The organism is Streptomyces sp. NPDC058678, assembly GCF_042714835.1.
Taxonomy (GTDB): domain Bacteria; phylum Actinomycetota; class Actinomycetes; order Streptomycetales; family Streptomycetaceae; genus Streptomyces.
On the sequence record NZ_JBHXSG010000037.1, the window covers coordinates 14518 to 39772 of the forward strand.

General features: G+C 73.0%; 10 protein-coding genes. 5 read left to right on the forward strand and 5 right to left on the reverse strand.

The features are described 5' to 3' along the window. Positions 1–27: 27 nt before the first annotated feature. The 4 genes from ACFWWR_RS29315 to ACFWWR_RS29330 all read right to left on the reverse strand — a co-directional run bounded on the left by ACFWWR_RS29315 (position 28) and on the right by ACFWWR_RS29330 (position 3574). Positions 28–909 (reverse strand): MHYT domain-containing protein, encoded by an 882-nt coding sequence (locus ACFWWR_RS29315; RefSeq protein WP_383868876.1) that lies wholly within the window; start codon positions 907–909, stop codon positions 28–30. A 218-nt stretch (positions 910–1127) separates the two neighbouring features. Next, positions 1128–1883, reverse strand: coding sequence for a dienelactone hydrolase family protein (locus ACFWWR_RS29320; protein WP_383868873.1), 756 nt, complete (start codon positions 1881–1883; stop codon positions 1128–1130). 147 nt (positions 1884–2030) lie between these two features. Beyond that, complete coding sequence (locus tag ACFWWR_RS29325) at positions 2031–2651, reverse strand: L-threonylcarbamoyladenylate synthase (protein ID WP_383868870.1); 621 nt, start codon at positions 2649–2651, stop codon at positions 2031–2033. Between the two features lie 53 nt (positions 2652–2704). Beyond that, positions 2705–3574: a LysR family transcriptional regulator gene (locus tag ACFWWR_RS29330; protein WP_383868867.1), complete on the reverse strand. Its 870-nt coding sequence runs from the start codon at positions 3572–3574 to the stop codon at positions 2705–2707. Positions 3575–3685: 111 nt separating this feature from the next. Here ACFWWR_RS29330 and ACFWWR_RS29335 point away from each other — a divergent pair, with 111 nt between their 5' ends. Together ACFWWR_RS29335 and ACFWWR_RS29340 are read left to right on the forward strand one after the other, a co-directional pair. Beyond that, on the forward strand, positions 3686–4681 hold the full coding sequence (locus ACFWWR_RS29335) for an aldo/keto reductase (RefSeq protein ID WP_384306213.1): 996 nt from the start codon (positions 3686–3688) through the stop codon (positions 4679–4681). A gap of 157 nt (positions 4682–4838) precedes the next feature. Continuing rightward, on the forward strand, positions 4839–6371 hold the full coding sequence (locus ACFWWR_RS29340) for a helix-turn-helix domain-containing protein (RefSeq protein ID WP_384306216.1): 1533 nt from the start codon (positions 4839–4841) through the stop codon (positions 6369–6371). A 147-nt stretch (positions 6372–6518) separates the two neighbouring features. On the opposite strand, the gene ACFWWR_RS29345 is transcribed toward ACFWWR_RS29340, so the two are convergent. Continuing rightward, on the reverse strand, positions 6519–7754 hold the full coding sequence (locus ACFWWR_RS29345) for a cytochrome P450 (protein ID WP_384306219.1): 1236 nt from the start codon (positions 7752–7754) through the stop codon (positions 6519–6521). A 795-nt stretch (positions 7755–8549) separates the two neighbouring features. Here ACFWWR_RS29345 and ACFWWR_RS29350 point away from each other — a divergent pair. From ACFWWR_RS29350 to ACFWWR_RS29360, 3 genes are all read left to right on the forward strand, one after another. Beyond that, positions 8550–8786, forward strand: coding sequence for a hypothetical protein (locus ACFWWR_RS29350; RefSeq protein ID WP_384306222.1), 237 nt, complete (start codon positions 8550–8552; stop codon positions 8784–8786). Between the two features lie 264 nt (positions 8787–9050). Further along, positions 9051–10775, forward strand: coding sequence for a fatty acyl-AMP ligase (locus ACFWWR_RS29355; protein ID WP_384306225.1), 1725 nt, complete (start codon positions 9051–9053; stop codon positions 10773–10775). 160 nt (positions 10776–10935) lie between these two features. After that, complete coding sequence (locus ACFWWR_RS29360) at positions 10936–24825, forward strand: SDR family NAD(P)-dependent oxidoreductase (RefSeq protein ID WP_384306228.1); 13890 nt, start codon at positions 10936–10938, stop codon at positions 24823–24825. Positions 24826–25255: the final 430 nt, after the last annotated feature.

Consider the following 25255-nt stretch of genomic DNA (forward strand, 5'->3'; position numbering starts at 1 on the left):
CTGGAACCGGCCGGGAGTTGGGTCAGGTCACCGACGGCGGACGCGCTCGGTGGCGTCGTACGGCTTCCGCGGTCGCGGTACGGCCCACGCCGTGCTCTCGTGGACGGAACCGCGCGGTTCGGCGGGCGCGGTCCGGGTGGCCCGCCGTGGCGGAGCCGACCGGTTCGAGTCGTCGTCGCCCAGGACCAGCAGGGGATCGAACATCACCACCACGCCCGCCAGCACGAGGAAGATGACCGGCCCGAGCAGCATGGGTAACAGCAGCGAGTGGGGCGAGTCGCCGGCCCAGGTGCCGCCTCTCGTGTCGTGCACATGGACGCTGACGGCGGCCATTCCCGTGTAGTGCATCCCGGACACGGCCACACCCATGATCAGGCTGGCCCCGAGGCTCGTCAGGAAGCCGCGGATCGTGACGGCCGCCCACAGGGCCGCCGTGGCGGCGACGATCGCGATCAGCACCGAGAGCGCGACGACGAGCGGGTCGTAGTGGACCTCGCCGTTCAGGTGCATGGCCGCCATGCCCAGGTAGTGCATGGCGGCGACGCCGAGACCGGTGACGACGCCCGCGGCGGACAGTGCGACCGTGCTCGCACCGCGATAGCCCACGATGAACACGCCGATGCCGACCACGACGATCGCCACCGCGAGGCTGAGCACGGTCAGACCCACGTCGTAGCGGATCCGGGTCTCCTCGACCTGGAACCCGATCATGGCGATGAAATGCATCGTCCAGATGCCGCATCCGATGGCGGCCGCGCCGAGCGCGAGCCAGCCCGCCTTCCACGACTGTGTGTCGAGCAGGGACCGGACCGTGCAGCGCAGTCCCAGAGCCCCTCCCAGACACGCCATCACATAGGCCGCTAAAGGGGTCACCAACCCATAGCGGAACCCGTCAACCGTGCCTTCCATACGCCAACAACCCCCCCGAGTCACACCTTGGGTAGGAAGGCTTACGGGTATAGGCCACGTAAAGCAAGCGGTTCCTATGAGTAACCGGGGGTAAGGATTCAAGTCACGTTCGGCAGGGTCCGACTCCGGTCACGCAGGCGCGAGTTCCAGCCAGATGCGCCCTCCGGGGCGCCCGATCTGACACGCTCCGCGCACCTTCCCCACGTGACGCCGCCGGATCAGAACGTGCGCTTCAGGAGATCGAGCAGGGCCGCCCAGTGCCGCTCGTCGCCCGCCCGGTCGTACGACGCGGTGTCGGCCTGCGTGAAACCGTGGCGCGCGCCGGAGTAGACCTCGCAGGTGTGACGGACTCCGGCCGCGGTGAGCGCCTCCTCCAGGCGTTCCATCTGCTCGACGGGCAGCGACGGGTCCTGGTCGGCGTGCCCGAAGTACAGCTCCGCGGTGACCTTGCCGGCCACCAGGTGCGGGCTGTCCGGGGCCTCGGTCGCGAGCCGCCCGCCGTGGAAACCCGCCGCGGCCGCGACCCGCTCCGGGAAGGTGCCGGCGGTGTGGAGGGCCAGCCGGGCGCCCATGCAGTAGCCGGTGACGGCGATCGGGCCGTCGGCTGCCACCGGAGAGTCGGCCAGCCACCGCAGATACGCACGCGCGTCCCGCATCGCCAGTTCCGGGGTCAGCGCCTGCATGATCGGGCCGATCCGCTCGAAGATCTCCGGCCGCGCCCCCGGATCGATGAACTCCGGCAGCTCCACCACGGGCGCCCGCCCGTGCCGGTAGAAGACGTTGGGCACCAGGACCGTGTAGCCGGCCTCGGCCAGCCGGTCGGCCATGGACGTCAGCTGCGGGCGCAGCCCGAAAGCGTCCATGTAAAGGAGAACCGCCGGATGCGGGCGGCCGTCACCGGGATGCGCCAGATACGCGTCGGCGGTGCCGTCGCCGGTGGGGATGTCGAGTGCGGTTCCCTGTACAGCGGTCATGGCTGGGGCTGCCTCTCTGTGGCGTGTCGGCCGGCGAGACCGCCCGGACGACCGGGCGGATCATGGTCATCGTGACACGCCTGGTCAGGGGCGTGTCCCGCACCCCTGCTCGCCTTGCCCTGCCGTGAACGCCCCTTGGCGAACCCGTTACTCGAACCGTGACGTGTCGCCCGCGCCCTTGCGAATGACCTCCGCCTCGCCGCCCGAGAAGTCGATGACCGTCGTCGGTTCGGTTCCGCAGTCCCCGGAGTCGACCACCGCGTCCAGGACGTGGTCCAGCCGGTCCTTGATCTCCCAGCCCTGCGTCATCGGCTCCTCCTCGTCCGGCAGCAGCAGTGTGCTGGACAGCAGCGGCTCGCCGAGCTCGGTGAGCAGGGCCTGGGTGACGACGTGGTCGGGGATGCGCACGCCTACCGTCTTCTTCTTCGGGTGCTGGAGCATGCGCGGCACCTCCTTCGTCGCGGGCAGGATGAAGGTGTAGCTGCCGGGCGTCGACGCCTTGATCGCGCGGAAGACGTCGTTGTCGATCCGTACGAACTGGCCGAGCTGCGAGAAGTCCTGGCACACAAGGGTGAAGTGGTGCCGGTCGTCCAGCCGGCGGATCGTCCGGATCCGGTCGATGCCGTCACGGCTGCCCAGCCGGCAGCCCAGCGCGTAGCAGGAGTCGGTCGGGTACGCGATGAGCGCACCCGAGCGGATACTGTCGGCGACCTGGGAGATGGTGCGCGGTTGCGGGTTGTCGGGGTGCACGTCGAAGTACTTGGCCATCCGTCGAGCTTATGCCGTACGCGGGCGACGACCGCGCAAGCCCGAGCGGGCTCTCAAGGCAGCGGCGTGAACGCGGCCACGAACTCCGCCACCTCGGGCCGGGTGTCGTTCCCGCGCCACACCAGGGCCAGCTCCGCCGGTGCCAACCCCTGGACGGGACGGCAGACCACGTCGGGGCGCGGGTAGAGGCGGGCGTTGCCCTCCGCGAGCAGAGCCACGCCCAGCCCGGAGGCGACGGCCTCGAAGGTGTCGGCGGGAGACGTCACCTCGGTGCCGATCCAGGGCTCGCCGCCCTCGCGCGCCTCGGTGGCCAGCCAGAAGTCCCGCACCGGGCCGGCCGGGCGCGGCAGCGCCACGAAGGGTTCGGTGGCGAGGTCGGCGAAGTCCACCTCCGGCAGGTCGGCCAGCCGGTGGTCGGCGGGCAGGGCGACCCAGCGGTCTTCGCGGACCAGCGTGCGCGAGACGAGGCCGGGCACCGGAAGCGGCAGCCACAGGAACGCGACGTCCGAACCCCGGTCGCCGAGCCCGGCGGTCGGATCCTCCCAGCTGACCAGTCGCAGGGAGATCCGCCAGCCCTGGTCACGGAACCGGGCCAGCACCTCGCGCTGCAGGTCACGGCCGACGGCCGTCTGCATGCCGACGGTGAGCGAGAACGTCGGCCCGGCGGCCCGCGCCTCCCGCAACGCCTCGTCCCAGGCGGCCACCAGCTTCCGGGCCCTCGGCAACAGGGTCCGCCCCTGGGGTGTCAACACGACCTCACGCGGCCTGCGTTCCAGCAGCGAAAAGCCCAACTGCCGCTCCAACGACCGGATCTGCTTCGACAGGGCGGGCTGGGAGATGAAGAGCCTCTGGGCGGCCACGGTGAAGTGCAGATGCTCGGCGAGCACCGTGAAGTACCGAAGGTCGCGCACATGAACGTCCATGACCAACGGTTATAGCGAAATGTCTTGGACGGCGGCAGCGAACCGGGGACAGGCTGGGGCCACAAGGGATCACAGGAGATCTCGCGAGATCGGACGGCCAAGGAGCAACCGATGACCACCCTGCCCCACCGTTTACTCGGTGACCTCGAGACCTCGGCGATCGGCTTCGGCGCGATGGTCCTGTCGCCCGGCATGTACGGCGAGATCGACGACGAGCGGGCGATCGCCGCGCTGCACGCCGCACTCGACGAGGGCACCACCCTCGTCGACACCTCCGACGGCTACGGCGTCGACGGCCACAACGAACGCCTCGTCGGTGAGGCCCTCAAGGGCCGCCGGGACGGCGTCGTCGTCGCCACCAAGTTCGGCTTCCGCGTCCCCGAGGGCGCCGAGGGCCACCGCTTCCCCGTGTCGTACGCCTTCGGCGAGCTCGCCGTGAACGCCGAGCCCCGCCACGTACGCGGATACGCCGAGCAGTCGCTGCGCAACCTGGGCACCGACGTGATCGACCTGTACTACCCGCACTTCCCCGACCCGCAGGTCCCGCTGGAGGACACCGTCGGCGCCGTCGCGGACCTCGTGAAGGCCGGTCTGGTGCGCCACCTGGGCCTGTCCAACGTCACCGCCGACCAGTTGCGCCGGGCCCACGCGGTGCATCCGGTCGCCGCGGTGCAGACCCAGTGGTCGATGTGGCAGCCCATCGCGCCCGCACTGCACGCCGCCGCCCGCGAACTGGGCGTCGGGATCGTGGCCTGGAGCCCGCTCGGCAGCGGGTTCCTGGCCGGCAAGGTGGACAACCTCGCCGAGAACGACTTCCGCCGCAACATCTCCCGCTTCGACGAGGCCAACCTCAGGGCCAACAACGACCGTTACGCGCCCCTGCGCGGCATCGCGGCCGACCTCGCCCTGACACCGGGTCAGCTGGCACTGGCCTGGCTGCTCCACCAGGACGACCACGTGGTGCCGATCCCCGGCAGCCGCACCCCGGCCCACATCGCCGAGAACCTCTCCGCCGCCCGCGTCGACCTGCACCCCGACACCCTGGCTCGTATCGACGAGGCCCTCGCCGGCTTCGCCCCCGAGGGAACGGGCTCGCTGCTCACCTGACCCCGGTCACGGCGAGCGGCCTCGGCTCTCCCGACGGGCACCGGCACGTTCGCGTACGCGACGGGCAGAGCACTGGCGCGCGGCGACGTCCGCCGGGCGTGAGGTAACGTCCCCGACCGATGTTCCGGACGATGCGAGGGGCGAGGAGAAGGCCGACGTGGCTGGCCGAGAGGACGGATACCGTCACACGGAGGTGAGGGGCACGCAGGACGTGGCGTGGGCGCAGGAGTTGCTCGACCATCTGCGGCCGACCGGGCGCGACGTGCACCGGGTCGTCGCGTGGCTCGCCGAGGCAGTGCAGGGCCGGGCCTCCCTGCAGGACGACACCGGCGCGCTCCTCGCCGGCACCCGGGTGCCGCTGGACGCGGACCTGGTCGCGGACATCGTCGCCGGACGCATCGCCTCCGCCGCGTGGGAGGGGGAGGGCCGGCATCTGCGGCTGGTCAGGGTGGACCGGCCTGCCCTTTCCTCGGCCGGAGTGCTGGCCGTGGCGCGTACGGCCCCGTTCGACCGGCGTGCGTCGGACATCGTGACGCACACCGTGCAGGTCGTCGAGCTCCTGCTGCGGGCGCGCGAGGCGAGCGTGGCGGGGCGCAGGCTGGAGCGGGCGACGTCCGACCTGAGGCTGGCGATCCTGCAACTGCTGATGGTGGAGGACACCGTCTCGGCCCGCCGCGTCGCGGCGGGCCTGTGGCCGGGTCTGCTCGACACGGACACGGCCTGCGTCTTCGTCCTCGAAGGTGCCGCCGAGGAGCGTGACCGCCTCGCCGAGGAGTGCCTCGACGCAACGGAGGAGCAGGCCCTCGTCGTACGCTGCCCCGCCATGGACGGCCACGTGATCGTCGTGACCCCCGGCGAGGCCGCGGGCCAGGCCCTGCGGTCCCTCATCGTCCGCAACCCCAATACCTTCCTCGGCGGCAGTGCCCGGCAAAGCCTCGCCCGCACCGCCACCGCCTACGGACAGGCCGTCAGCGCCCTCGCCGTCGCGCACTTCCGGCCGGACAAGGCGGCCGTCTACGCCGAACGCACCCACCCCGAACGGCTGATGGACCCCGCCGCCCTCCGCGAGTGGACCGCCGACGTGCTGCACCCGCTCGACACGCTGCCGCACCACACCCGTGCCGAACTCCTCGCCACCACCCGGCTCGGCCTGGAGTTCACCGCCGTGAACGCGGCGAAGGTCCTCGGCGTGAGCCGCAACACCGTCCGCGCCCGTATGGAACGCGTCGAAGGGCTGCTGGGCACCGACTTCTCCGACCTGACCGTCCGCGCCGCCGCGCACCTCGCCCTGAACACCCAGATCGGCCTCGCCGAGATCCCGGCCGCACGGGGCACCGCACAGCCGGCCCCGACCCGGCTGGCCGACCTCCTCACCGGGACCGCGGTCCGCGCCTGGGCGCAGGACCTCCTCGGCCGGCTGGACGCCGACGCCCGGGATCTGCGCCGGACGCTGCGCACCTGGATAGCCGCCGGCGGCAACTCCGAGCGGGCCGCCCAGACCCTCGGCATGCACGCGCAGACCGTGCGCGAGCACGTCCGCGGCGCGGAACCCGTCCTCGAACGCCAGCTCCTCGCCGCCGGCAGCGATCTCTACGAGGTCGTCCTGGCCCACCTGGCCGTGGGCGAGCTCGAACCGCCCGTCCTGGACCGGGCGAAACCGGGCGATCCGGACTCACCTGTGCACGGGTGAGCCCTGTGCGCGGCACAGCGGGCATCGACGCGATTCACAACGGTTGCGTTTCACACGTAAGTTCTAGGCACCGCGGGGGCACGACCGGAACGGGGGACCGGTCGCGCTCCCGCGCCTCGATCTCGGTGACCGGTACTGACCGCCGGGTCAGCCGCGCAGCCGGACCGGGATCTCCTGCCAGCCGAACGCGATGAACGACGGCACCTGCCGCAGCTCGTCGGCGTCGGCGGCCAACCGCAGATCGGGAAACCGTTCGAACAGCGTCGGCAGCGCGGTCAGGGCCTCCGTACGGGCCAGCGGCGCCCCGACGCACCGGTGCACGCCGATCCCGAACGCCAGGTGGTCGTCGGCCGCGCGCGCCGCGTCGAAGGCGTCCGCGTCCGGCCCGTAGTGCGCCGGATCCAGCCCCGCGGCGGCGTACGTCGTGAGGATCGCGTCCCCGGCCGGAACGGTGACGTCGCCGACGGTGAGATCGGTGACGGCGAACCGCAGCGGCAGCGAGGCGATGGACGGGTGGACCCGGAGTGTCTCGTCGACCACGGCGTCCCACGGGATCGTTCCGGACCGTACGGCAGCCAGTTGCTCGGGATGCCGAAGCAGGGCGACGACCGCGTTGCCGATCAGGTTGACGGTGGTCTCGAAACCGGCGCCGATGACCAGCAGCAGCGTGTAGAGCAACTCCTCGTCGCTGAGCCGGTCGCCGTCCTCGTCCCGGACCCGGATCAGCTCCGTGGTCAGGTCGTCGCCGGGGTGCTCCCTGTGGTGGGCGATGAGCGCGGGCAGCACTGTGCCGATCTGCCGCTGCACGAACGCGGCGTGCTCCGGGCTCGGGTCGGAGGTGTCCATGATGGCGGCGATCAGCCGCGCGGTGTCCGCTCGCAACTCCTCGGGCACCCCGAACAGTTCGGAGATGATCCGCATGGGCAGGGGTTGGGCGAGCGCCGCCTTGATGTCGACGACGTCGGCGGCGGAGGCCTCCAGGGTGTCCAGCAGCTCCGCGGTGATCGCCTCCACCCGCGGCCGCATCGCCTCGGTGCGCCGGTGCGTGAAGCTCGGTGCGACCAGCTTGCGCAGCCGTGCGTGGTCGGTGCCGTACGTGGAGAGCATGTTCACCACGCCCACCCAGCCGAGCACCCAGCCCCACGAGGGGTGTTGGCCGATCTCCGGCCACAGGCGCCAGTGTTTGCGGGGATCCCTGCTGACCCGTGGGTCGAGGATGAGTTCCTTGAGGACGTCGTAGCGGGTGGGCGCCCAGGCGGGGATGCCGCCGGGCATTTCGACGGGCACGATCGGGCCGAGGGCGCGCAACTGCTCGCTCTCGCCGGCGATGTCGGAGCCGAGCGAGTCGATGACGAAGCGGTCGATGCGGTCGGTCACGGTCACGACGGAACTCCTGGCTGGTCGGGTGAGCGGGGACTGAACCGGAAGGGCGGCGACGTCAGCGAGCGTGGAACGGGCCGGGCCGCCGCCTGGGGCGCGCGCGGGGCAGGGCGGGTTCGAGGCCGGGCGTCTACCGGGTGAGCCGTTCGATCGCCTTGGTCGCGATGTGCAGCGTGTGATGCTCGACCGGGCAGGCGTGCGGGTCCGCCGGCCACGACAACCGGCGCCAGGCCCAGCGGCGTCCCGGAGATCTGCGGCTGCAAGGGGCCCGGGACGACCACGTGCGGATGGGCCAGTCGGCGGGCGGCGACGGGAACACATCGCGCGGCCGGATTCTTGACCTCGGCCGTGCGCCTTTGACACGTCGTCGAGTGGGATGTGCAACGCGGCGTTCTCCGCGCACGCAGGGCCCGTTGACGCGGCGATCGCAGCAGCCCGCCGCCGAGGGCGAGCGCGGACAGTGTGCCGGCGGCGGGACCACCGGCCACCAGATCCGGTAACTCGATCATCGAATCGGTTCCAGGGGAAGTCGGGACAGGTCCGAATCGGCGCGGGCGAGGCCGGGCGACGCGGAGCACGAAGCCCTCACGCGAGGCACCCGCAGCACAGTACACACCGTCATCGACCGGTCTTGCACCGTCGATGGAGGCATCGCTTCGAACGTGGCCGAGCTCTACTCGTTTCCGTGGCCGAGCTCATTCGCTTCCGTGGCAACTGTCGGAATTGCTGGGCGGAGTGCCCCGACGGGGGAGGGATACTCGGGCGGTCCCGGAACGACTACCGCTGGAGGAGGCCCGAATGACCAGCAGCACGGAGACCGGCGGCGTGACCGGTACGCCGGACAAGGACTACGACCTGATCTGGTATGTCGAGGCGTGCCTGAACAACGCGCTGCGTCTGGAGAGCTACATCCAGGACGCGGAGCGCGAGAAGGACACCGAGGTCGCCGACCTGTTCCGCGAGGCGCAGGCGGACAGCCGCAAGGGCGCCGAACTGGGCAAGGGGCTGCTGCGCGCCCGGCTCGACGGGAGCTGACGCCCTGATCGAGGCCCGGACGTCAAGGCAGACCGGCGTCCGGGCCATTGGCATGTCTGGTCGTTCTAGAAGTTGAGCACTCGATGCCGAGTCGTTGAGCACTCAAGTTCCGCTTGATACACAGGGTTTACACTGTGGCGGCCGACGTGCCCGGCGGGACTTGCTAACGTGTTACCCGCCGGTAGCAAGCTGCAGGAGTGATCACGGGGGGTCGGTGGGCCGGCACGTTTCTCCCGCCTATCCGGACAGGTGAGACTCGTACACATGGCTCGTTCCCTGGTCGACCTGTTGACCACGCACGCCTCGGACCAGCCCGACCGGACCGCGTACCGCTTCCTCGTCACGGGCGACTGTGACGGGGAGATCCAGGACATCTCCTACGGGCGGCTGGCCGGCCGGGCCCGGGCGATCGCCGCCTGGCTCCAGGAGCGCGGCCTGACCGGATCCCGGGCCATGCTGCTGTACCCACCCGGCCTGGAGTTCATCAGCGGCTACCTGGGCTGTCTCTCGGCCGGGGTCGTCGCGGTACCGGGCGTACCTCCGCAGGGCCGGGCGCACAACCACCGTGCGCTGACCCGCACGAAGCGCCTGATAGCCGACGCGGACGCCAAGGTGATCCTCGGTGGCCGCGACGTGATCGCCGCCCTGACCGGCATGGCGGAACACCTGCCCGAGCTGGCCGACGTCACCTGTGTGGCCACCGAGGACATCCCCGACGAGCTGGCCGCCGCCTGGCGCGAACCCGACCTCACCGCCGACTCGGTCGCCTTCCTCCAGTACACCTCCGGCTCCACCTCCGCCCCCAAGGGTGTGGTCGTCACCCACGGCAACCTGCTCGACAACGAACGGGTCATCACCGAACGGATGGGCCACACCCCGGACACCATCGAGGCGTACGGCCGCGAACTGATCGTCAGCTGGCTGCCCGTCTACCACGACATGGGCCTCGTCGGTCCGGTCCTCAACACCGTCTACCTCGGCCTCACCACCACCCTCTTCTCCCCGCTGCACTTCCTCCAGCGGCCCGACCGCTGGCTGAAGGCCGTCAGCCGCTACCGCCCGCACACCAGCGGCGGCCCCAACTTCGCCTACGAGCTGTGCCTGAAGCACGCCACGCCCGAACTCGTGGACGGGCTCGACCTGTCGTCCTGGAAGGTCGCCTTCAACGGCGCCGAACCGGTACGCCCGGCCACCCTGCGGCGGTTCACCGAGACCTTCGCCCCGGCCGGCTTCCGCCGCGAGGCCTTCTACCCCTGCTACGGCCTCGCCGAGTCCACCGTGATGGTCACCGGCGGCACGGTGGACACCCCGCCGACCCTCCTCGCCGCCGCGGACACCGGACCGCACGGGGGCGAGGCGGACGCGGCGGCGGTCGGCTGCGGTCGGCCCGGCCCGGGCGTCACCCTCGTGATCGCCGACCCCGAACGTCACGAGGAACTCCCCGAGGGCGAGGTCGGCGAGATCTGCGTCGCCGGCGCGAGCGTCGCCAAGGGTTATTGGCGCAACACCCTCGCCACCCGCGAGACCTTCCGCGCCACCCTCGCCGGCCATGAGGGCCGCTTCCTGCGCACCGGTGACCTCGGATTCCTGCGCGACGGCGAACTCTTCGTCACCGGCCGCCTCAAGGACCTCATCGTCATCGACGGCCGTAACCACTACCCGCAGGACCTCGAACTGTCCGCCGAGATGGCCCACCCCGCCCTGCGCCCCGGCTGCACCGCCGCCTTCTCCGTCGACGGCGGAGTGGACGGAGAACAGGTCGTCCTGGTCGCCGAGGCCGCCCCGGAGGCGGCGGGCGAGGCCGAGAAGATCACGGACCTGATCCGCAGCGCGATCGGCGAGTCGCACGGCGTGGCCGTGCGCGACGTCGTGCTGGTCCACCCCGGCACGATCCCCAAGACCTCCAGCGGCAAGATCCAGCGCCGTGCCTCCCGGGCGGCCCACCTGGGCGGCACCCTCGCCGTGGTCACCGCGCCCGCCACCCGCTGAACACCGCCCGCCGTCGGCGCGACCCGTCCGCGCCGACAGCGGCCAGGCGGCCGTACACCTGCCGCACGTTCCGTCGTACCGCCGCCCTGCCGGCCGTATCGCCCCCTGCTCGTACGGGAAACAGCCCGACCGACCCGACTCCACGAGGACACCTGACCAGATGCCTGCGAACGAGTCCCCGAAGCAGTCCGTCACCACACCCGAGGACGTGCGGGCCTGGCTGGTGTCCGCCGTGGCCGAGGCGTCCGGGCTGGACCCACTGACCGTCGACCCGCACCGCCCGATCGCCGAATTCGGTCTGGGATCACGCCAGTTGGTGACCCTGGCCGCGGAACTCTCGGAGCGGACGGGCCGGTCCCTCGAACCGTCCCTCGTCTTCGACCACCCGACCGTCGCGGCACTCGCCGACGCCGTGTTCGGCGACGCTCCGGCTCTTGCCCCGCAGATACCGTCCGCGGCTGCCGTGCGCGGGGACGACGAGATCGCGATCATCTCCATGGCCTGCCGCTTCCCGGGCGGCGCCGACGACCCCGAGGCGCTGTGGCGGCTGCTGTCCGCCGGCGCGGACGCCGTCACCGAGGTACCGCCGGGACGCTGGAACACGCACGGCCTGTACGACGCCGACCCGGAGGCCACCGGCACGGCCTACTCCCTGCACGGCGGCTACCTCGACGGCATCGACCGCTTCGACGCGGCCTTCTTCGGCATCTCGCCGCGCGAGGCCGACGCCATGGACCCTCAGCAACGGCTGCTGTTGCAGACCGCCTGGGAGACCGTCGAGCGCGCCGGCATCGTCCCCGAGACGCTGAACGGCAGCTCCACCGGTGTCTACGTCGGCCTGTACGACAGCGGCTACCTGGCCTCGGCCCCGCTGGGCCAACTCGACGGGCACGTCGGCACCGGCTCGGCCGCCAGCGTGGCCTCCGGGCGCATCGCCTACACCCTCGGCCTCCAGGGCCCGGCGGTCACCGTCGACACCGCCTGCTCCTCCTCCCTCGTCGCCCTGCACCTGGCGGCGCGGGCGCTGGCCGGGGGTGAGTGCGACCTGGCGCTGGCCGGCGGGGCCACGCTGCTGGTGACTCCGCGCGGACACGTCGAGTTCAGCCGCCTGCGCGGGCTGTCGCCGTCCGGGCGGTGCAGTCCGTTCGGGGCCGGTGCGGACGGCGTGGTGTGGGCCGAGGGCTGCGGCTTGGTCCTGCTCAAACGGCTGACGGACGCCCGCCGGGACGGCGACCGGGTCCTCGCGGTCGTCAAGGGCTCGGCGATCAACCAGGACGGCCGCAGCCAGGGCCTGAGCGCCCCGAACGGACCCGCCCAGGAAAGGGTGTTGCGCGCCGCACTGGACGCGGCGGGCCTGCGGCCCGACGACGTGGACTACGTCGAGACCCACGGTACCGGAACCCCGCTCGGCGACCCCATCGAAGGCCGAGCGCTGGCCGCCGTGTTCGGACCGGGCCGACCCGCCGACCGACCGCTCGGCATCGGCTCCCTGAAGTCCAACATCGGTCACGCCCAGGCCGCCGCCGGCATCGGCGGCGTCATCAAAACGGTGCTCTCCCTCGGCCACGAACAACTCCCCGCGTCCCTGCACGCCGACACCCCCACCCAGCACGTCGACTGGACGACCGGCGGCCTGACCGTCCTCACCGACACCCGTGCCTGGCCCCGGGACGAGGAACGAATACGGCGCGCGGGGGTCAGCGCATTCGGCATCAGCGGCACGAACGCGCACCTGGTACTGGAGGAGGCGCCGCGGGATCTGGCGGGGCGGGGCGCGGTCCCCTCAAGTGACGGTGTGCTGCGGGAGTTGGCTCGGCCGGACGAGGAGAGGGAGCAGGACCAGGGGCGACCCGGCCCGGCGACTTCGCCGGAGGCGGCCCGCACAGGTGGGGAGCCGGAGCAGGACGCGGACCGCCCGAGCGACGGGGCACTGCGAAGACAGGGTCGGCCGGGTGAGGGAACACCGCAGAACCCCGACCTGCCCGACGAGGGTCCGCAGGACCAGGCACACACGACCGGCGCAGACCGCCCCGTGCCGGGCCTCTTCCCGCTCTCCGCCCGTACCCTGTCCGCCCTCCAGAGGCAGGCCGACCGCCTCCACGCCGCCCTTGCCGCGGAGCCGCACCTGGCGCTGCCGTCCGTGGCCGCCGCGTTGGCCCACCGCCGCACGCACTTCGAGCAGCGGGTCGTCGTCCAGGCAGGTGATCGGGACGCGCTGATGACCGCTCTGCGCCGGCTGGCCGAGGGTCGGCCGGACCCGGAGTGGGTCGTCGGCCCGGAACGGGCCAGGCCGCACGGCAAGGTGGCGTTCGTCTTCCCCGGCCAGGGTTCCCAGTGGACCGGCATGGCCCGTGACCTCCTCGACCGCGACCCGGTGTTCGCCGACGAACTCGACCGCTGCGACGCCGCCCTGCGCCCCTTCACCGCCTGGTCGGTCGCGGCCGTACTGCGGGGCGACACGAACGCCCCCGCACTGGACCGCGTCGACGTGATCCAGCCGGTCCTGTTCGCGGTGATGGTGTCCTTGGCCGCCGTGTGGCGGGCCCGAGGCATTCGCCCGGACGCCGTGATCGGACACAGCCAGGGCGAGGTCGCCGCCGCCTGCGTCGCCGGGGCGCTCAGCCTCAACGACGCCGCGGCCGTGGTCGCCCTGCGCAGCCAGGCCCTGACCGAGCTGTCCGGCACCGGCACCATGGCCGTCGTCGCCCTGCCGCACACCGAGGTGAGCGCCCGCCTCGCCGAGCATGACGGCCGTATCGCCGTCGCCGCCGTGAACAGCGGCCGCTCGACCGTGATCGCCGGTGACGTGGACTCGGTGGAGACCCTGCTCGCCGACCTCGACCGGGAGCAGGTGTTCGCCCGCCGCCTCGACGTCGACTACGCCTCCCACAGCGACCGGGTCGAGCCGGTCCGCACGGCGATCCTGGACGAACTCGACGGCGTCACCACCTACCCGGCCTCCGTCGCCTGGTACTCCACGGTCACCGGCGAACCGGTCACCGAGGAACTCGAGGCCGACTACTGGTACACCAACCTGCGCGAGCCCGTCCGCTTCGCGCCCACCGTCAAGCGCATGGCCGCCGACGGCTACCGCCACTTCGTCGAACTCAGCCCGCACCCCGCCCTGTTGACCGCCCTGCGCACCATCGGCGAGGACACGGACCACGACCTCGTGGCCATCGGCTCGCTGCGCCGCGACGAGAGCGGCCCCGCCTGCCTCGACCGGGCCGCCGCCGAACTCCACGTCCAGGGACGGCACCTCGACTGGCGCCGCCTGGTGCCGGACACCGACCCGGCGGACCTGCCCACGTACGCCTGGGACCAGCCGCGCCACTGGATCGAGCCCGCGACGGCCACCGGGGGCCCCGGCTTCTTCGACCGCGCCGCCCACCCGCTGCTCGGCATCCAGCTCCGGTCCCCGGACGAGACCCGCTGGACGTTCCGCAACGAATGGTCGACGGCGACCGCGGACTGGCTGCCGGACCACACCGTCTTCGGCCGCACCGTGGTGTCGGGCACCACCCTGATGGAACTGTGCCGCGCGGCGCTCGCCGCGGCCCGCCCCGGAGACGTCACCGACCTGCTCCTCCTCGCTCCCCTCACCCTGCCCGCCTCCGGCACGGTCGAGGTGTCCGTCGAGGTGACCACCGCCGGTGCGGTGCCGGAGATCACCGTGCACAGCCGCCCACGCGGCGACGAGTCGGCAGGGTGGACGCTGCACGTGACGGCATCGGGCGCCGAGCCCGCCTCCGCGACGGCGGGGCAACCGCCGGTGTGGCCGGAAACCGCCGAGGAAGCCTGGAGCGAGCAGACGTACGCCCGCCTGGCCGGCCTCGGTCTCGGCTACGGCCCCGCTTTCCAGGGCGTACGGCAGGCCGTCACCACCGGCGACGCCGAACTGCTGGCCCGGCTGTCCCTGTCCCCGGTGGCCCGTGACGCCGGCGACCCGTATCCGGTCCACCCGGCGCTCCTGGACGCCGCGCTGCACGTCGCCGCCGCGTTCGACGCCTCCGAGGACCGGGTCCTGCTCCCGATCGCGGTGGGCCGCTGCGTCCTGCCGCCAGGCGGCGCCACCGAACTGACCGCGTCCGTACGGCGTACCGGCGGCTCGGGGACCGACCTCACCCTGGACGTCACGCTGTGGGACACCGACGGCTTCCTCGCCGGCCGTCTGGAATCCGTACGGCTGCGCGCGGCGAGCCCCGCGGACCTGCGCGGCGGTTCGGAGAACGGGCGGCACTTGTACGAAGTGGCGTGGACGGCCGTCGACGCACGGTCGGCCGAGGCACCCGGCACCTGGAGCGTCACCGGCGACCGGCACGATCCACAGGTCGCCGAAGCCCTGAGCGCTCTCGACGCGGCCGGGATCCCGCTGCGCGAGACGGGCACCGACGTTCTCGTACGGTTCTGGCCGCAGCCGGCGTCGGACGACGAAACAGCCGCTGTGGCACAGCGGTCGGCGGCCACCGCCCTCGCCGAGCTGCAGGCGCTGATCGCCCTGCCGGCCGGGGGAGCGCCCACCCGGATCGTGTGGGTGACCCGGGGCGCGGTCGCGGCCGGCGACGGCGACACCGTGCCCGGTCTGGCGCAGTCGGTGCTCTGGGGCCTGGTCCGCAGCGCCCGCACCGAGCACCCCGACCTCGGACTGACCCTGCTCGACCTCGACGCCTCGGACCCCGCCGCCGCACTGACGGCAGCCGTCGCGCAAACCGACGAACCCGAACTCGTCGTCCGCGACGGCGTGTTGCTCGCACCCCGGCTGGTGCGGGCCCGCCCGGTCGACGCGGCGAGGATCCCGGCCGAGGTCCCCACCGACGGCACCGTGCTGATCACCGGCGGCCTGGGTGCCGTAGGCCGCCACATCGCCCGCCTGCTCGTCGAACGCGGTGTCCCACGACTGCTGCTCACATCCCGTCAGGGCGCCCAGGATCCCCGCACCGCCGACGTCACCGCCGAACTGACCGCGCTCGGCGCCCAGGTCGAGGTGGCGGCCTGCGACATCGCGGACGCGGAAGCCGTGGCCGAGCTGCTCACCCGCGTCGGCGACGAGTTGCCCCTGCGCGGGATCGTGCACTGCGCCGGAGTCCTGTCCGACGGGATCGTGGCCCAACTGACCCCCGAGCGCCTCGCCCAGGTCCTGCGCCCCAAGGTCGACGGCGCCGCCCATCTGCACCGCCTCACCGCCGGTCTGCGGCTCGACCTCTTCCTGCTGGTCTCCTCGGCCGCAGGCGTCCTCGGCAACGCGGGCCAGGCGAACTACGCGGCCGCCAACGTCTTCCTCGACCAACTGGCCCACCACCGCCGTGCCTTGGGCCTGCCCGGCGTCTCGGTCTCGTTCGGCGCCTGGGCGGGCGAGGGCCTGGCCGCCGCCCACGCCGACCTGGACCGGATGGCCCGCCTCGGCCAGCGTGCCCTCGCCGCCGACCAGGGCCGCGACCTCGTCGACCTCGCCCTGCACCGGAACAGCCCGCACCTGGTCGCCTGGGCCCTGGACCTGCCGCGCCTGCGGGACAACGCGGCCGTCGCGGACGGACCGGGCTCCGCCCTCTGGCGCTCGCTGCTGCCAGCGCCCCGCACCCGCGGCGACGCCGGACAGGGCCTCGCGGACCGCCTCGCCCGACTGCCCGAGACCGAACGGGCCGCCCGCGTCCTCGCCCTGGTCCGCGAGGAGGCCGCGCTCGCCCTCGGCCTGCGCTCCGCGGAGTCCGTGCCCCCCGACCAGCCGCTGCGCGAACTCGGCATGGACTCGGTGACGGCGGTCGAGCTGCGCGGTCGTATCAGCACCCGGCTCGGCACCCGCCTCCCCGCCACCCTGCTCTTCGACCACCCCACACCGGCCCGGCTCGCCGACCACCTCCTGACCACCGCCCTGGCGACAACCCGCAGCCCCGCCCCCGCCAGGCCGACGGCCCGCCCCACGACACGGGCGTCCGACGAGCCCGTCGCGCTGGTCGCCATGGCCTGCCGCCTGCCCGGCGGTGTCAGCGACCCGGAGGGCCTGTGGGACCTCGTCACCCGGGGCCGTGACGCCGTCGGTCCCTTCCCGGCCGGGCGTTGGGACGTGGAGTCGCTGTACGACCCCGACCCGGAGGCGAGGGGCAAGTCGTACGCCCGTGAAGGCGGGTTCCTCGACGACATCGAGTCCTTCGACGCGGGCTTCTTCGGCATCACCCCGAAGGAGGCCGCCGCCATGGACCCCCAGCAGCGTCTTCTGCTGGAGACGACGTGGGAGGCGCTGGAACGCGCCGGCATCGTGCCCGCCCGGCTCGCGGGCAGCAGCACCGGCGTGTACGTCGGCATGTTCGGCAGCGACTACCTGTCCGGCTCCCGGCTCGACCAGCTCGACGGATACGTCGGCACCGGCACCGCCCTCAGCGTCGCCTCCGGCCGGCTCGCCTACACACTCGGCCTGAACGGCCCCGCGCTGACCGTCGACACCGCCTGCTCGTCGTCCCTGGTGGCGGTCCACCTGGCGGCCCAGGCGCTGCGCGCGGGCGAGTGCGACCTCGCGCTCGCCGGCGGGGTGACGCTGATGGTGACACCGCAGACCTTCGTCGAGTTCAGCCGGCTGCGCGGACTGTCCCCGACCGGCCGCTGCCGCTCCTTCTCCGACGCGGCCGACGGCGCCGTCTGGGCCGAGGGCGCGGGGATGGTCGTACTCAAGCGGCTCGGTGACGCCCGCCGGGACGGTGACGAGGTGCTGGCCGTGCTGCGCGGCACCGCCGTCAACCAGGACGGCCGCAGCCAAGGCCTGTCCGCGCCCAACGGTCCCGCGCAGGAGCAGGTGATCCGGCGGGCCCTGGAGCTGTCCGCGCTGGAGCCCGCCGACATCGACCACGTCGAGGCCCACGGCACCGGCACCACCCTCGGCGACCCGATCGAGGCGAACGCCCTCGCCGAGGTCTTCGGCGGCACCCGCCCCCAGGACCGCCCGCTGTACCTGGGCTCGCTGAAGTCCAACCTCGGGCACGCGCAGGCCGCTTCGGGTGTCGCCGGGCTCATCAAGGTGGTGCAGTCACTGCGGCACGAGACACTGCCGCGCACCTTGCACGCCGGCACGCCCAGCCGCCACGTGGACTGGGACGACAGCGGGCTGCACCTCCTCCAGGAGCAGATGCCCTGGCCGTCGTCGGCCGAGCGGCCCCGGCGGGCCGGGATCAGCGCCTTCGGGATCAGCGGAACCAACGCGCACGTGATCGTGGAGGAGGCCCCCAAAGCCGAGGTGGAGTCCGCCACGGCGCAACCCGCCCCGGGGGGAAGGCTGTTCGTGCTGTCCGGCCGAACCGACACCGCCGTACGGCAGCAGGCCGCCCGTCTGGCCGGACACCTCGCCGAGGACGCCGACCTGCTCGGAGTCGCCCACACCCTGGCCCTGCACCGCAGCCACTTCGAGCGGCGGGCGGCACTCGTCGCGGGTGATCAGGTCCAACTGCTGGCCGCACTTGACGCGTTGGCGGACGGTAGGACGCCGATCGGGCCGGCCCGCAAGGAACAGACGGGCAAGGTCGCCTTCGTCTTCTCAGGGCACGGCGGTCAATGGCCGGGTATGGGCAAGCAGTTGCTCGCCGAATCGGAGGCGTTCCGCGACGAGCTGACCCGGATCGACGAGGCGGTGGCCCGGCACGCCGGCTGGTCCGTGATCGATGTCCTGCGCGACACCGCGGACACCACTCACCTCGACCGGACCGACATCCTCCAGCCGGTGCTGTTCGCCGTCAACGCGGCACTGGCCGCCGTCTGGCGCTCCCTCGGCGTCACCCCGGACGCGGTGATCGGGCACAGCCTCGGCGAGATCGCCGCCGCGTACAGCGCGGGCGCGCTCACCCTGGACGACGCCGTGACCGTGGTGACCGGGCGCGCTCGAGCAGTCGTACCCCTGGCGGGCCGGGGCGGCATGCTGGCCCTGGAACTGCCCCGCCCGCAGGTGGAGGAACTGCTCACGCCCTACGCGGGCCGGCTGTTCGTCGCGGCGGTCAACAGCGCCCACTCCACGGCCGTCTCCGGCGACGCCGAAGCACTGGCCGACCTGGCCCGTCACCTGGAGAAGCGGCGCATACCCGCCCGCGGGCTGTCGACCGCGTTCGCCTCGCACACCCCGTTGATGCACCCGCTGCGCGAGGAACTCCTCGACCGTTTCGCCACCGTCAGCGGAACCTCGACGCCCACCCCGCTGTACTCGACGGTCCTGGCCGAGCCGGTGGCCGGGGAACGGCTGGACGCCGGGTACTGGTTCGCGAACCTCAGCGAGCCGGTCCGCTTCGCGGACACCGTCCGGCGGATGCTGGCCGACGGTCACCGCTACTTCGTCGAGCTGAGCCCGCATCCCTCCCTGGGCGCGTCGATCGAGGCGGTGGCGGCCGAGGCCGGCGTCGACGCGGTCGGCGTCGCCTCCCTGCGCCGCGGGGACGGTGGACAGGACGCCCTCCTGCGCGGGCTGGGCGAGCTGTACACCGCCGGGCACGCTCCCGACTGGTCGGCGCTGTTCCCGACCGGGCACCGTGTCGACCTGCCGACGTACGCCTTCACCCGCGAACGCCACTGGCTCGCACCCGCCCCCAAGAGCAGTGGCTCGCCGCTGATCGGCACCCACGTCGAGACCAGCGACGAACCCGGCCGGCACCTCTTCCAGACCGACGTCGACCTGCGTGACCCCCGTTTCGCCTACCTGGCCGACCACCGGGTCACCGGCGAGGTCTGGCTCCCCGGCGCGGCCTTCCTCGACATGGCGCTGGAAGCCGCCACCGCCGTACAGGACGGACGCGAAGTCCGGCTGGCCGACGTCAGGTTCGTGCAGCCGCTGCGTCTTGACGCGGAGACGCCCGTACGGCTGCAGCTCGTCCTGCACCCGGCCGCGGACGGCTTCCGGGACTTCACCATCGCCTCGGCGGCCACGGGCACGTCGTGGGAGCGGCACGTCGCCGGGCGGGTGGCGGTCACCGCACCCGCCGAGGACGGGGGAGAGGATCTCGCCGCGTGGCGCGAGCGGTGCGACGAACTCGCCGACCTCCCCGCCGTCTACGCCGGTCTCACCGCTCTCGGCATCGACTACGGGCCCGCCTTCCGCGGCCTGGAGGAGGGCCGCCGTACGGCCGACGCGGCACTCGGCAGGCTGACCCGCAGGCCCGCCGACGGCCACCTGCTGCACCCCGCCGTCCTCGACGCCGCTTTCCACACCGCCGCCCTGCCCGGCGCCGCACCCCAGGGGCGGGCTTTCGTCCCCGCCGGGGTCGGCCGACTCCGCTTCACCGGCCGCGGCACCGCCCCCGCCTGGGCGACCTGCACCCTGCGATCCGTGGACGGCGACACCGCGACAGCCGACCTGCGCCTGTACGACGAGGACGAACAACTCCTCCTGGCAGCCGAGGAGTTCACGCTGGCCGCCCTCTCCCCCCTGGACGGCGCGCTCTTCGAGACCCGCTGGCAGCCGCGCCCGGCCTCCAAGGAGACTCCGCAGCACGGCAGTTGGCTGATCCTGGCGGACGAGACCGGCGTGGCGGACGCGCTCGCCGAGCGCCTGCACTCCGCCGCTGTGCCGCATGTGATCGCCCGCAGGGGACCGGCGTACGGCACGGACGGCCCGGGCAGCTACGTCATCGACCCGGGCGATCCGCGGCACCTGACCCGACTCCTCGACGAGGCCTTCGCGGACGCGCCGCCCGAGCGGGTGGTCCAGCTGTCGGCGCTCGACGCCCCGCCGATCGCGGACGCGGACACGGCACAGCGGGCGGCCCGGCTGTGCTGCCTGAACACCCTGCACCTGGTACGGACGTTCGCCGACCGCGCCCAGGGCCGGGCACCCCGCCTGTTCGTCGTCGTACGGGGCAGCCAGGCCGCCGGAGACAGCACTCAGGTCACCCGCCCCGAGCAGGCGCTCGCGTGGGGCTTCGGCCTCGCCGTGGCCCAGGAGCATCCGGAGCTGACGGCCACACTGATCGACCTGCCGGACACGGAGGGCGTCGACGCCCTGTGGACACAACTGCGCCACGCCGACGACGAACGCCTCATGGCCCTGCGCGGCGAGGGCCGTCTGGTCCCGCGCCTGACCCGCACCCGCCCCGACGACGCAGGACACGGCGGGATCACCCCGGACGGCGTGTATCTGATCACCGGAGGCCTGGGCGGACTCGGGCGGGTCGTCGCCGAACGCCTGGCGGGCCGGGGCGCCCGCCGACTGGCTCTGCTGAGCCGCGGCACGCCCACCGAGGAAGCCGCGAGCTGGATCGGGGAACTGGAGGAGCGCGGGGTCACCGTGCACCTCGCCCGCGCCGATGTCGCCGACCGCGACAGCCTGTCCGCCGCCCTGGACACCGTACGAGCTGTTGCCGGCCCCATCGCGACGGTCGTCCACGCGGCCGGTGTGCTCGACGACGCCACCGTCACCAACCTGACGGACGACCGCGTCCGGCGCGTCCTCGCTCCCAAGGTGCTCGGCACCGCCCTGCTCACCGAACTGGTCCCGGAGGCCCAAAGTCTCGTCCTGTTCGCCTCGGCCGCCGGCCTCCTCGGCTCGGCAGGGCAGAGCCCCTACTCGGCGGCCAACGCCTTCCTCGACGCCTGGGCCCACCACCTCTCCCGCACCGGCCGCCGGGCACTGAGCCTGGACTGGGGCGCCTGGGCGGGCGTCGGCATGGTCGCCGCGTCCGGCACCCGGGCCGCCGAGACCGGCCGGTCGGGCCTGGTCGCCTTCTCAGCGCGGGAGGGCGGCGAACTGTTCGACCGCGTGCTGGCCACCGGGCGCCGCCAGCTCGCGCCCCTCGCCCTGGACCGGGAACTGCTGGCCCTCGATCCGGACGCGGCACGCACCCGCCCGATCCTCGCCGACCTGGTCGGCGCCCCGGCACCCACGGCCGACTCCGACAACCTCGTCAAGAGCGTGTTCGCCGCGACGACGGACCAGGAACGCGCCGAACGGCTCGAAGCGTACGTGCGGGCCAGGGTCGGCCAGGTCGCCGGGGGAGCCGTGGACGTGTCAGCGACCACCGCCCTGAAGGAACTGGGCCTGGACTCCCTCATGCTCGTCCGCCTGCGCAACGCCTTCGCCCGCGAGCTCGGCGCCGAACTCCCGGCCGCCGCCGTGTTCTCGGCGACCGACATCCGCGGCCTGGCCCGATCCCTGGTCCTCGCGCTGCCCGACGGCGACCGCAAGGAGTACCAGGCCGAGGCCGTCACCGAGGTACCCGAGACCGCACTGCGTCCCGCCCCCCGTGACGTCGTACGACTCCTGCGCAGCGCCCAGCCCGGCATGCCGGAGGCGGCACACGCGGTCGGGCTCGCGGTACGGCTCACCACGCCGACCGGTCGAGAGGCCCTCACCGGCATCATCGACCGGCTCACCGCACGGCACGCGGCACTGCGTACCGCGATCGTCACGGGTGCGGAGGGCGGGCGACAGCTGCTGGTCCGGCGCGATTCGGGGCAGCCCGTCCTGCGCTGGACGACCGTCACCGGCGGGACTACGGATGCCGCCGACCGGCTGCGCCGCCTGCTGGAGCCGCCGTTCGATCTGACGACCCCGTCGCTGTGGCGGTTCGAACTGCTCGACGCCGGTGCGCAGGGCCAGACCCTGGTGTTCGGCGCGCACCACGCCGTGAGCGACCTCCAGTCGCTGCTGCTGGTGGCCGGGGAGATCGACGCCGAGCTGTCCGGGACCGAGCTGGGCGACACCGTCACCAACCGCGACATCGACCTGCTGATCGAGGCCCAGCGGACCGGCGAGCCCGGCGCCGCCACGGCCGAGTGGCGCGAGGCGTTCCAGGGCAGCGCCCGGCTCGACCTGACGCTCGCGCATCCCCGCCCGCCGACGCGGTCGTACCGCGCCGGCAGCGTGACGGTGACGATCCCCGACGGGCTCATGGCACGCGTGTCCGCGACCGCGAGCCGACTCGCTGTCACGCCCGCCGCGTTCTGCCTGGGCACCTTGACCGTCCTGCTGGCCAGACTGCGGGAGCGGGAACGTTTCGTCCTCGCCGTGCCCGTGGACACCCGCATCCACGCCGACGCGTTCGGCGCGGTGGGCTTCTACGGCGTGCCGGTCCCGTTCCCGGCCGAGGCCGGGGCGGACGAACGGATCGAGGACGTACTGCGCCGCACCGACGGCCGCCTCGAGAAGATCCTCGCGAAGGGCGCGATGTTCTCGGACGTCCTGGCGACGCTGGCGAAGCAGGGGCTGCACCGGCCGAACGCACCGTTGGTGGAGGTGTACTTCAACTACGTTCGCTCCGCCACGGGCCCAGTCACCCACCTGGAGGTCCTGCCGGCCGGGACCGGCTACTCCGACCTCGACCTGATGATCACCATGACCCCGGACGCCGGCCGCATCCGGCTCGACCACAACCTCGACATCCTGGACGCGGCGAGCGCGGGCGAGCTGGGGGAGGGGCTGGTGCGGCTGCTGGAGGAGACGGCCGACGAGCCGACGGCACCGGTGCGTACGACGACTCCGCCCGCTCCCGCCAACGGCAACCTCGCCCTCGCCGCCACCTTCGCCCTCGGCAACCTGCCGCTGCTGTACGAGGCCGCGGTCGACGAGGGCGACAAGGGCGCGCGGGGCGCCGGACCGACAGTCGCGGAAGCCCCGTACCACCAGGTCCTCGCGAGCCTCCAGGACCCGGCCGGCGTGTTCGCGGACCCCGCCACGGTGGTGGGCGCGGTGCTGCTGCGGGCGGTGGACTTCGAGCGGTTCGGGCCGGTCGGCGACGAGCTGCTCGCCGAGCTGCGCACCGCCTACCCCACCGCGCTGCGGGCCCTGGCGGAACGCACCCGCATGCCGCTCATCGTGGGCTTCCCGCCGACCGCGCGCACGACCGACCGCTTCACCCGCTGGGAACGCGAAGTCGCCGCCGAACTCGCCGAGTCGCCCGGCATCGCGGTGCTCGGCCCCGACGAGTGGACCCGGTACCACGAGGTCGACGAACGCTTCGACGAGCGGACCGAACGGCTGGCCCACCTGCCGTTCACCCCGCACTTCCAGGCGGCGGTGGCGCTGCGCCTCGCCGACGTCGTACGGGCGGTCCGCCGCCCCGCCCCGAAGGTGATCGCGGTCGACGGCGACGAGACACTGTGGGGCGGCGTGGCCGGGGAGGCAGGCCCCGAGGCGGTCGACCTGACCGGTCCGCGCGCCCTGCTGGCCCGCAGGCTGCTGCGGTGGCGGGAGGCGGGCGCACTGCTGGCACTGGTCAGCAACAACGACGAGGACACCGTCCGGGCCGTCCTGGACCGTCCGGACAGTCTGCTGAAAGCCGAGCACTTCAGCGTGCTCTCCGCCACCTGGGGGCCCAAGCCGGGTCGCCTGGCGGACGCGGCCCGCACCCTCGACCTCGGCCTCGACAGCTTCCTGTTCCTCGACGACAACCCGGTGGAGATCGCCGCGGTGCGCTCCGCGCTGCCGCAGGTGCTGTCGGTCACCTGCCCGTCGGCGGACCGACTGGAGGAGTTCCTCGGCCGGCTGTGGCCACTGGTCCCCGCGGCGACGACGGCCGAGGACACCCTGCGCGCCGGGTTCTACGAACAGGAACGGGAGCGGGACGCGGTACGCGAACAGGCCGGTTTCGAGGAGTTCCTCGCGCAGCTGGAACTGCAGGTCGAGGTCCGGGCCCTGTCCGAGGCGGACGTGGCACGGGCCGAGCAACTCGTACGCCGCACCAACCAGTTCACCCTTGCTGCCCGGTCCGCCGACGGCGGCGACCTCGCCCGGTGGCGGGAGCGCGGCGAGGTGTGGACCGCCGCCGCGCGGGACCGGTTCGGTGATTACGGCCAGATCGGCCTCCTGGCCGTACGCGCCGATGGCGACCGACTCGACGTACTGGCCTGGCTGATGAGCTGCCGCGCACTCGGACGGGGCGTCGAGGAACGCCTGTTGCAGTGGCTGGCCGACCGGGCCGAACAGCTGGGCTGCACCAAGATCCGGCTGACGGCGGAGCGGACTGCGCGCAACGTACCGGCCCGGCGGCTCCTGGCCGCGCTCGGCGGCGGCGACCAGGACGGAGAGCGGTTGGAGACCGTGGTCACGCCGGAACAGCTTCGGGGGTTCCGGTCGTGGCGACAGCGGTGACCGGACCGGCAGCAGTGTGGACGACGACAGCGCACATCATGAAGGGCACTCATGCGTGAGGTGAACGAGGCCGCGACGGCACACGCCGCACAGCGAGCCACCGCCGAGGCGATCGAGCGGGGCGGGACGGGACTCAGCGTGAGCGAGCTGCTGGCGAAGGTGGTCCGACCGGCGTCGGCCGAGGAGGCCCGGGGGGCCGGTACGCGGTCCGGGCCCAGCAGTGGGCCAGTGCCCTGTGCTGAGGCCGCGCCGGAGGAGGCTGAAGGGCCCGATGCCGGGTCCGGGGACAGTACTGGCTCTGTGCCGCGCAAGGTGTCTGCGTCCGGGGCGGAGCCCGTGCCGGACCTGGAACCCGCGCCAGGCAAGGCGCCCGCCGCCGAACCGCCGCCTGCTTCTGTCGCGGATCCGTTGCTCGCGTCGGCGTCGGCGT

What these genes read in the sequence shown, in the direction of transcription:
- ACFWWR_RS29330 (WP_383868867.1), bottom strand. Translation starts at nt 3,574, where the DNA reads ATGGACGTTCATGTGCGCGACCTTCGGTACTTCACGGTGCTCGCCGAG.
- ACFWWR_RS29325 (WP_383868870.1), bottom strand. Translation starts at nt 2,651, where the DNA reads ATGGCCAAGTACTTCGACGTGCACCCCGACAACCCGCAACCGCGCACC.
- ACFWWR_RS29350 (WP_384306222.1), top strand. Translation starts at nt 8,550, where the DNA reads ATGACCAGCAGCACGGAGACCGGCGGCGTGACCGGTACGCCGGACAAG.
- ACFWWR_RS29335 (WP_384306213.1), top strand. Translation starts at nt 3,686, where the DNA reads ATGACCACCCTGCCCCACCGTTTACTCGGTGACCTCGAGACCTCGGCG.
- ACFWWR_RS29360 (WP_384306228.1), top strand. Translation starts at nt 10,936, where the DNA reads ATGCCTGCGAACGAGTCCCCGAAGCAGTCCGTCACCACACCCGAGGAC.
- ACFWWR_RS29355 (WP_384306225.1), top strand. Translation starts at nt 9,051, where the DNA reads ATGGCTCGTTCCCTGGTCGACCTGTTGACCACGCACGCCTCGGACCAG.
- ACFWWR_RS29315 (WP_383868876.1), bottom strand. Translation starts at nt 909, where the DNA reads ATGGAAGGCACGGTTGACGGGTTCCGCTATGGGTTGGTGACCCCTTTA.
- ACFWWR_RS29320 (WP_383868873.1), bottom strand. Translation starts at nt 1,883, where the DNA reads ATGACCGCTGTACAGGGAACCGCACTCGACATCCCCACCGGCGACGGC.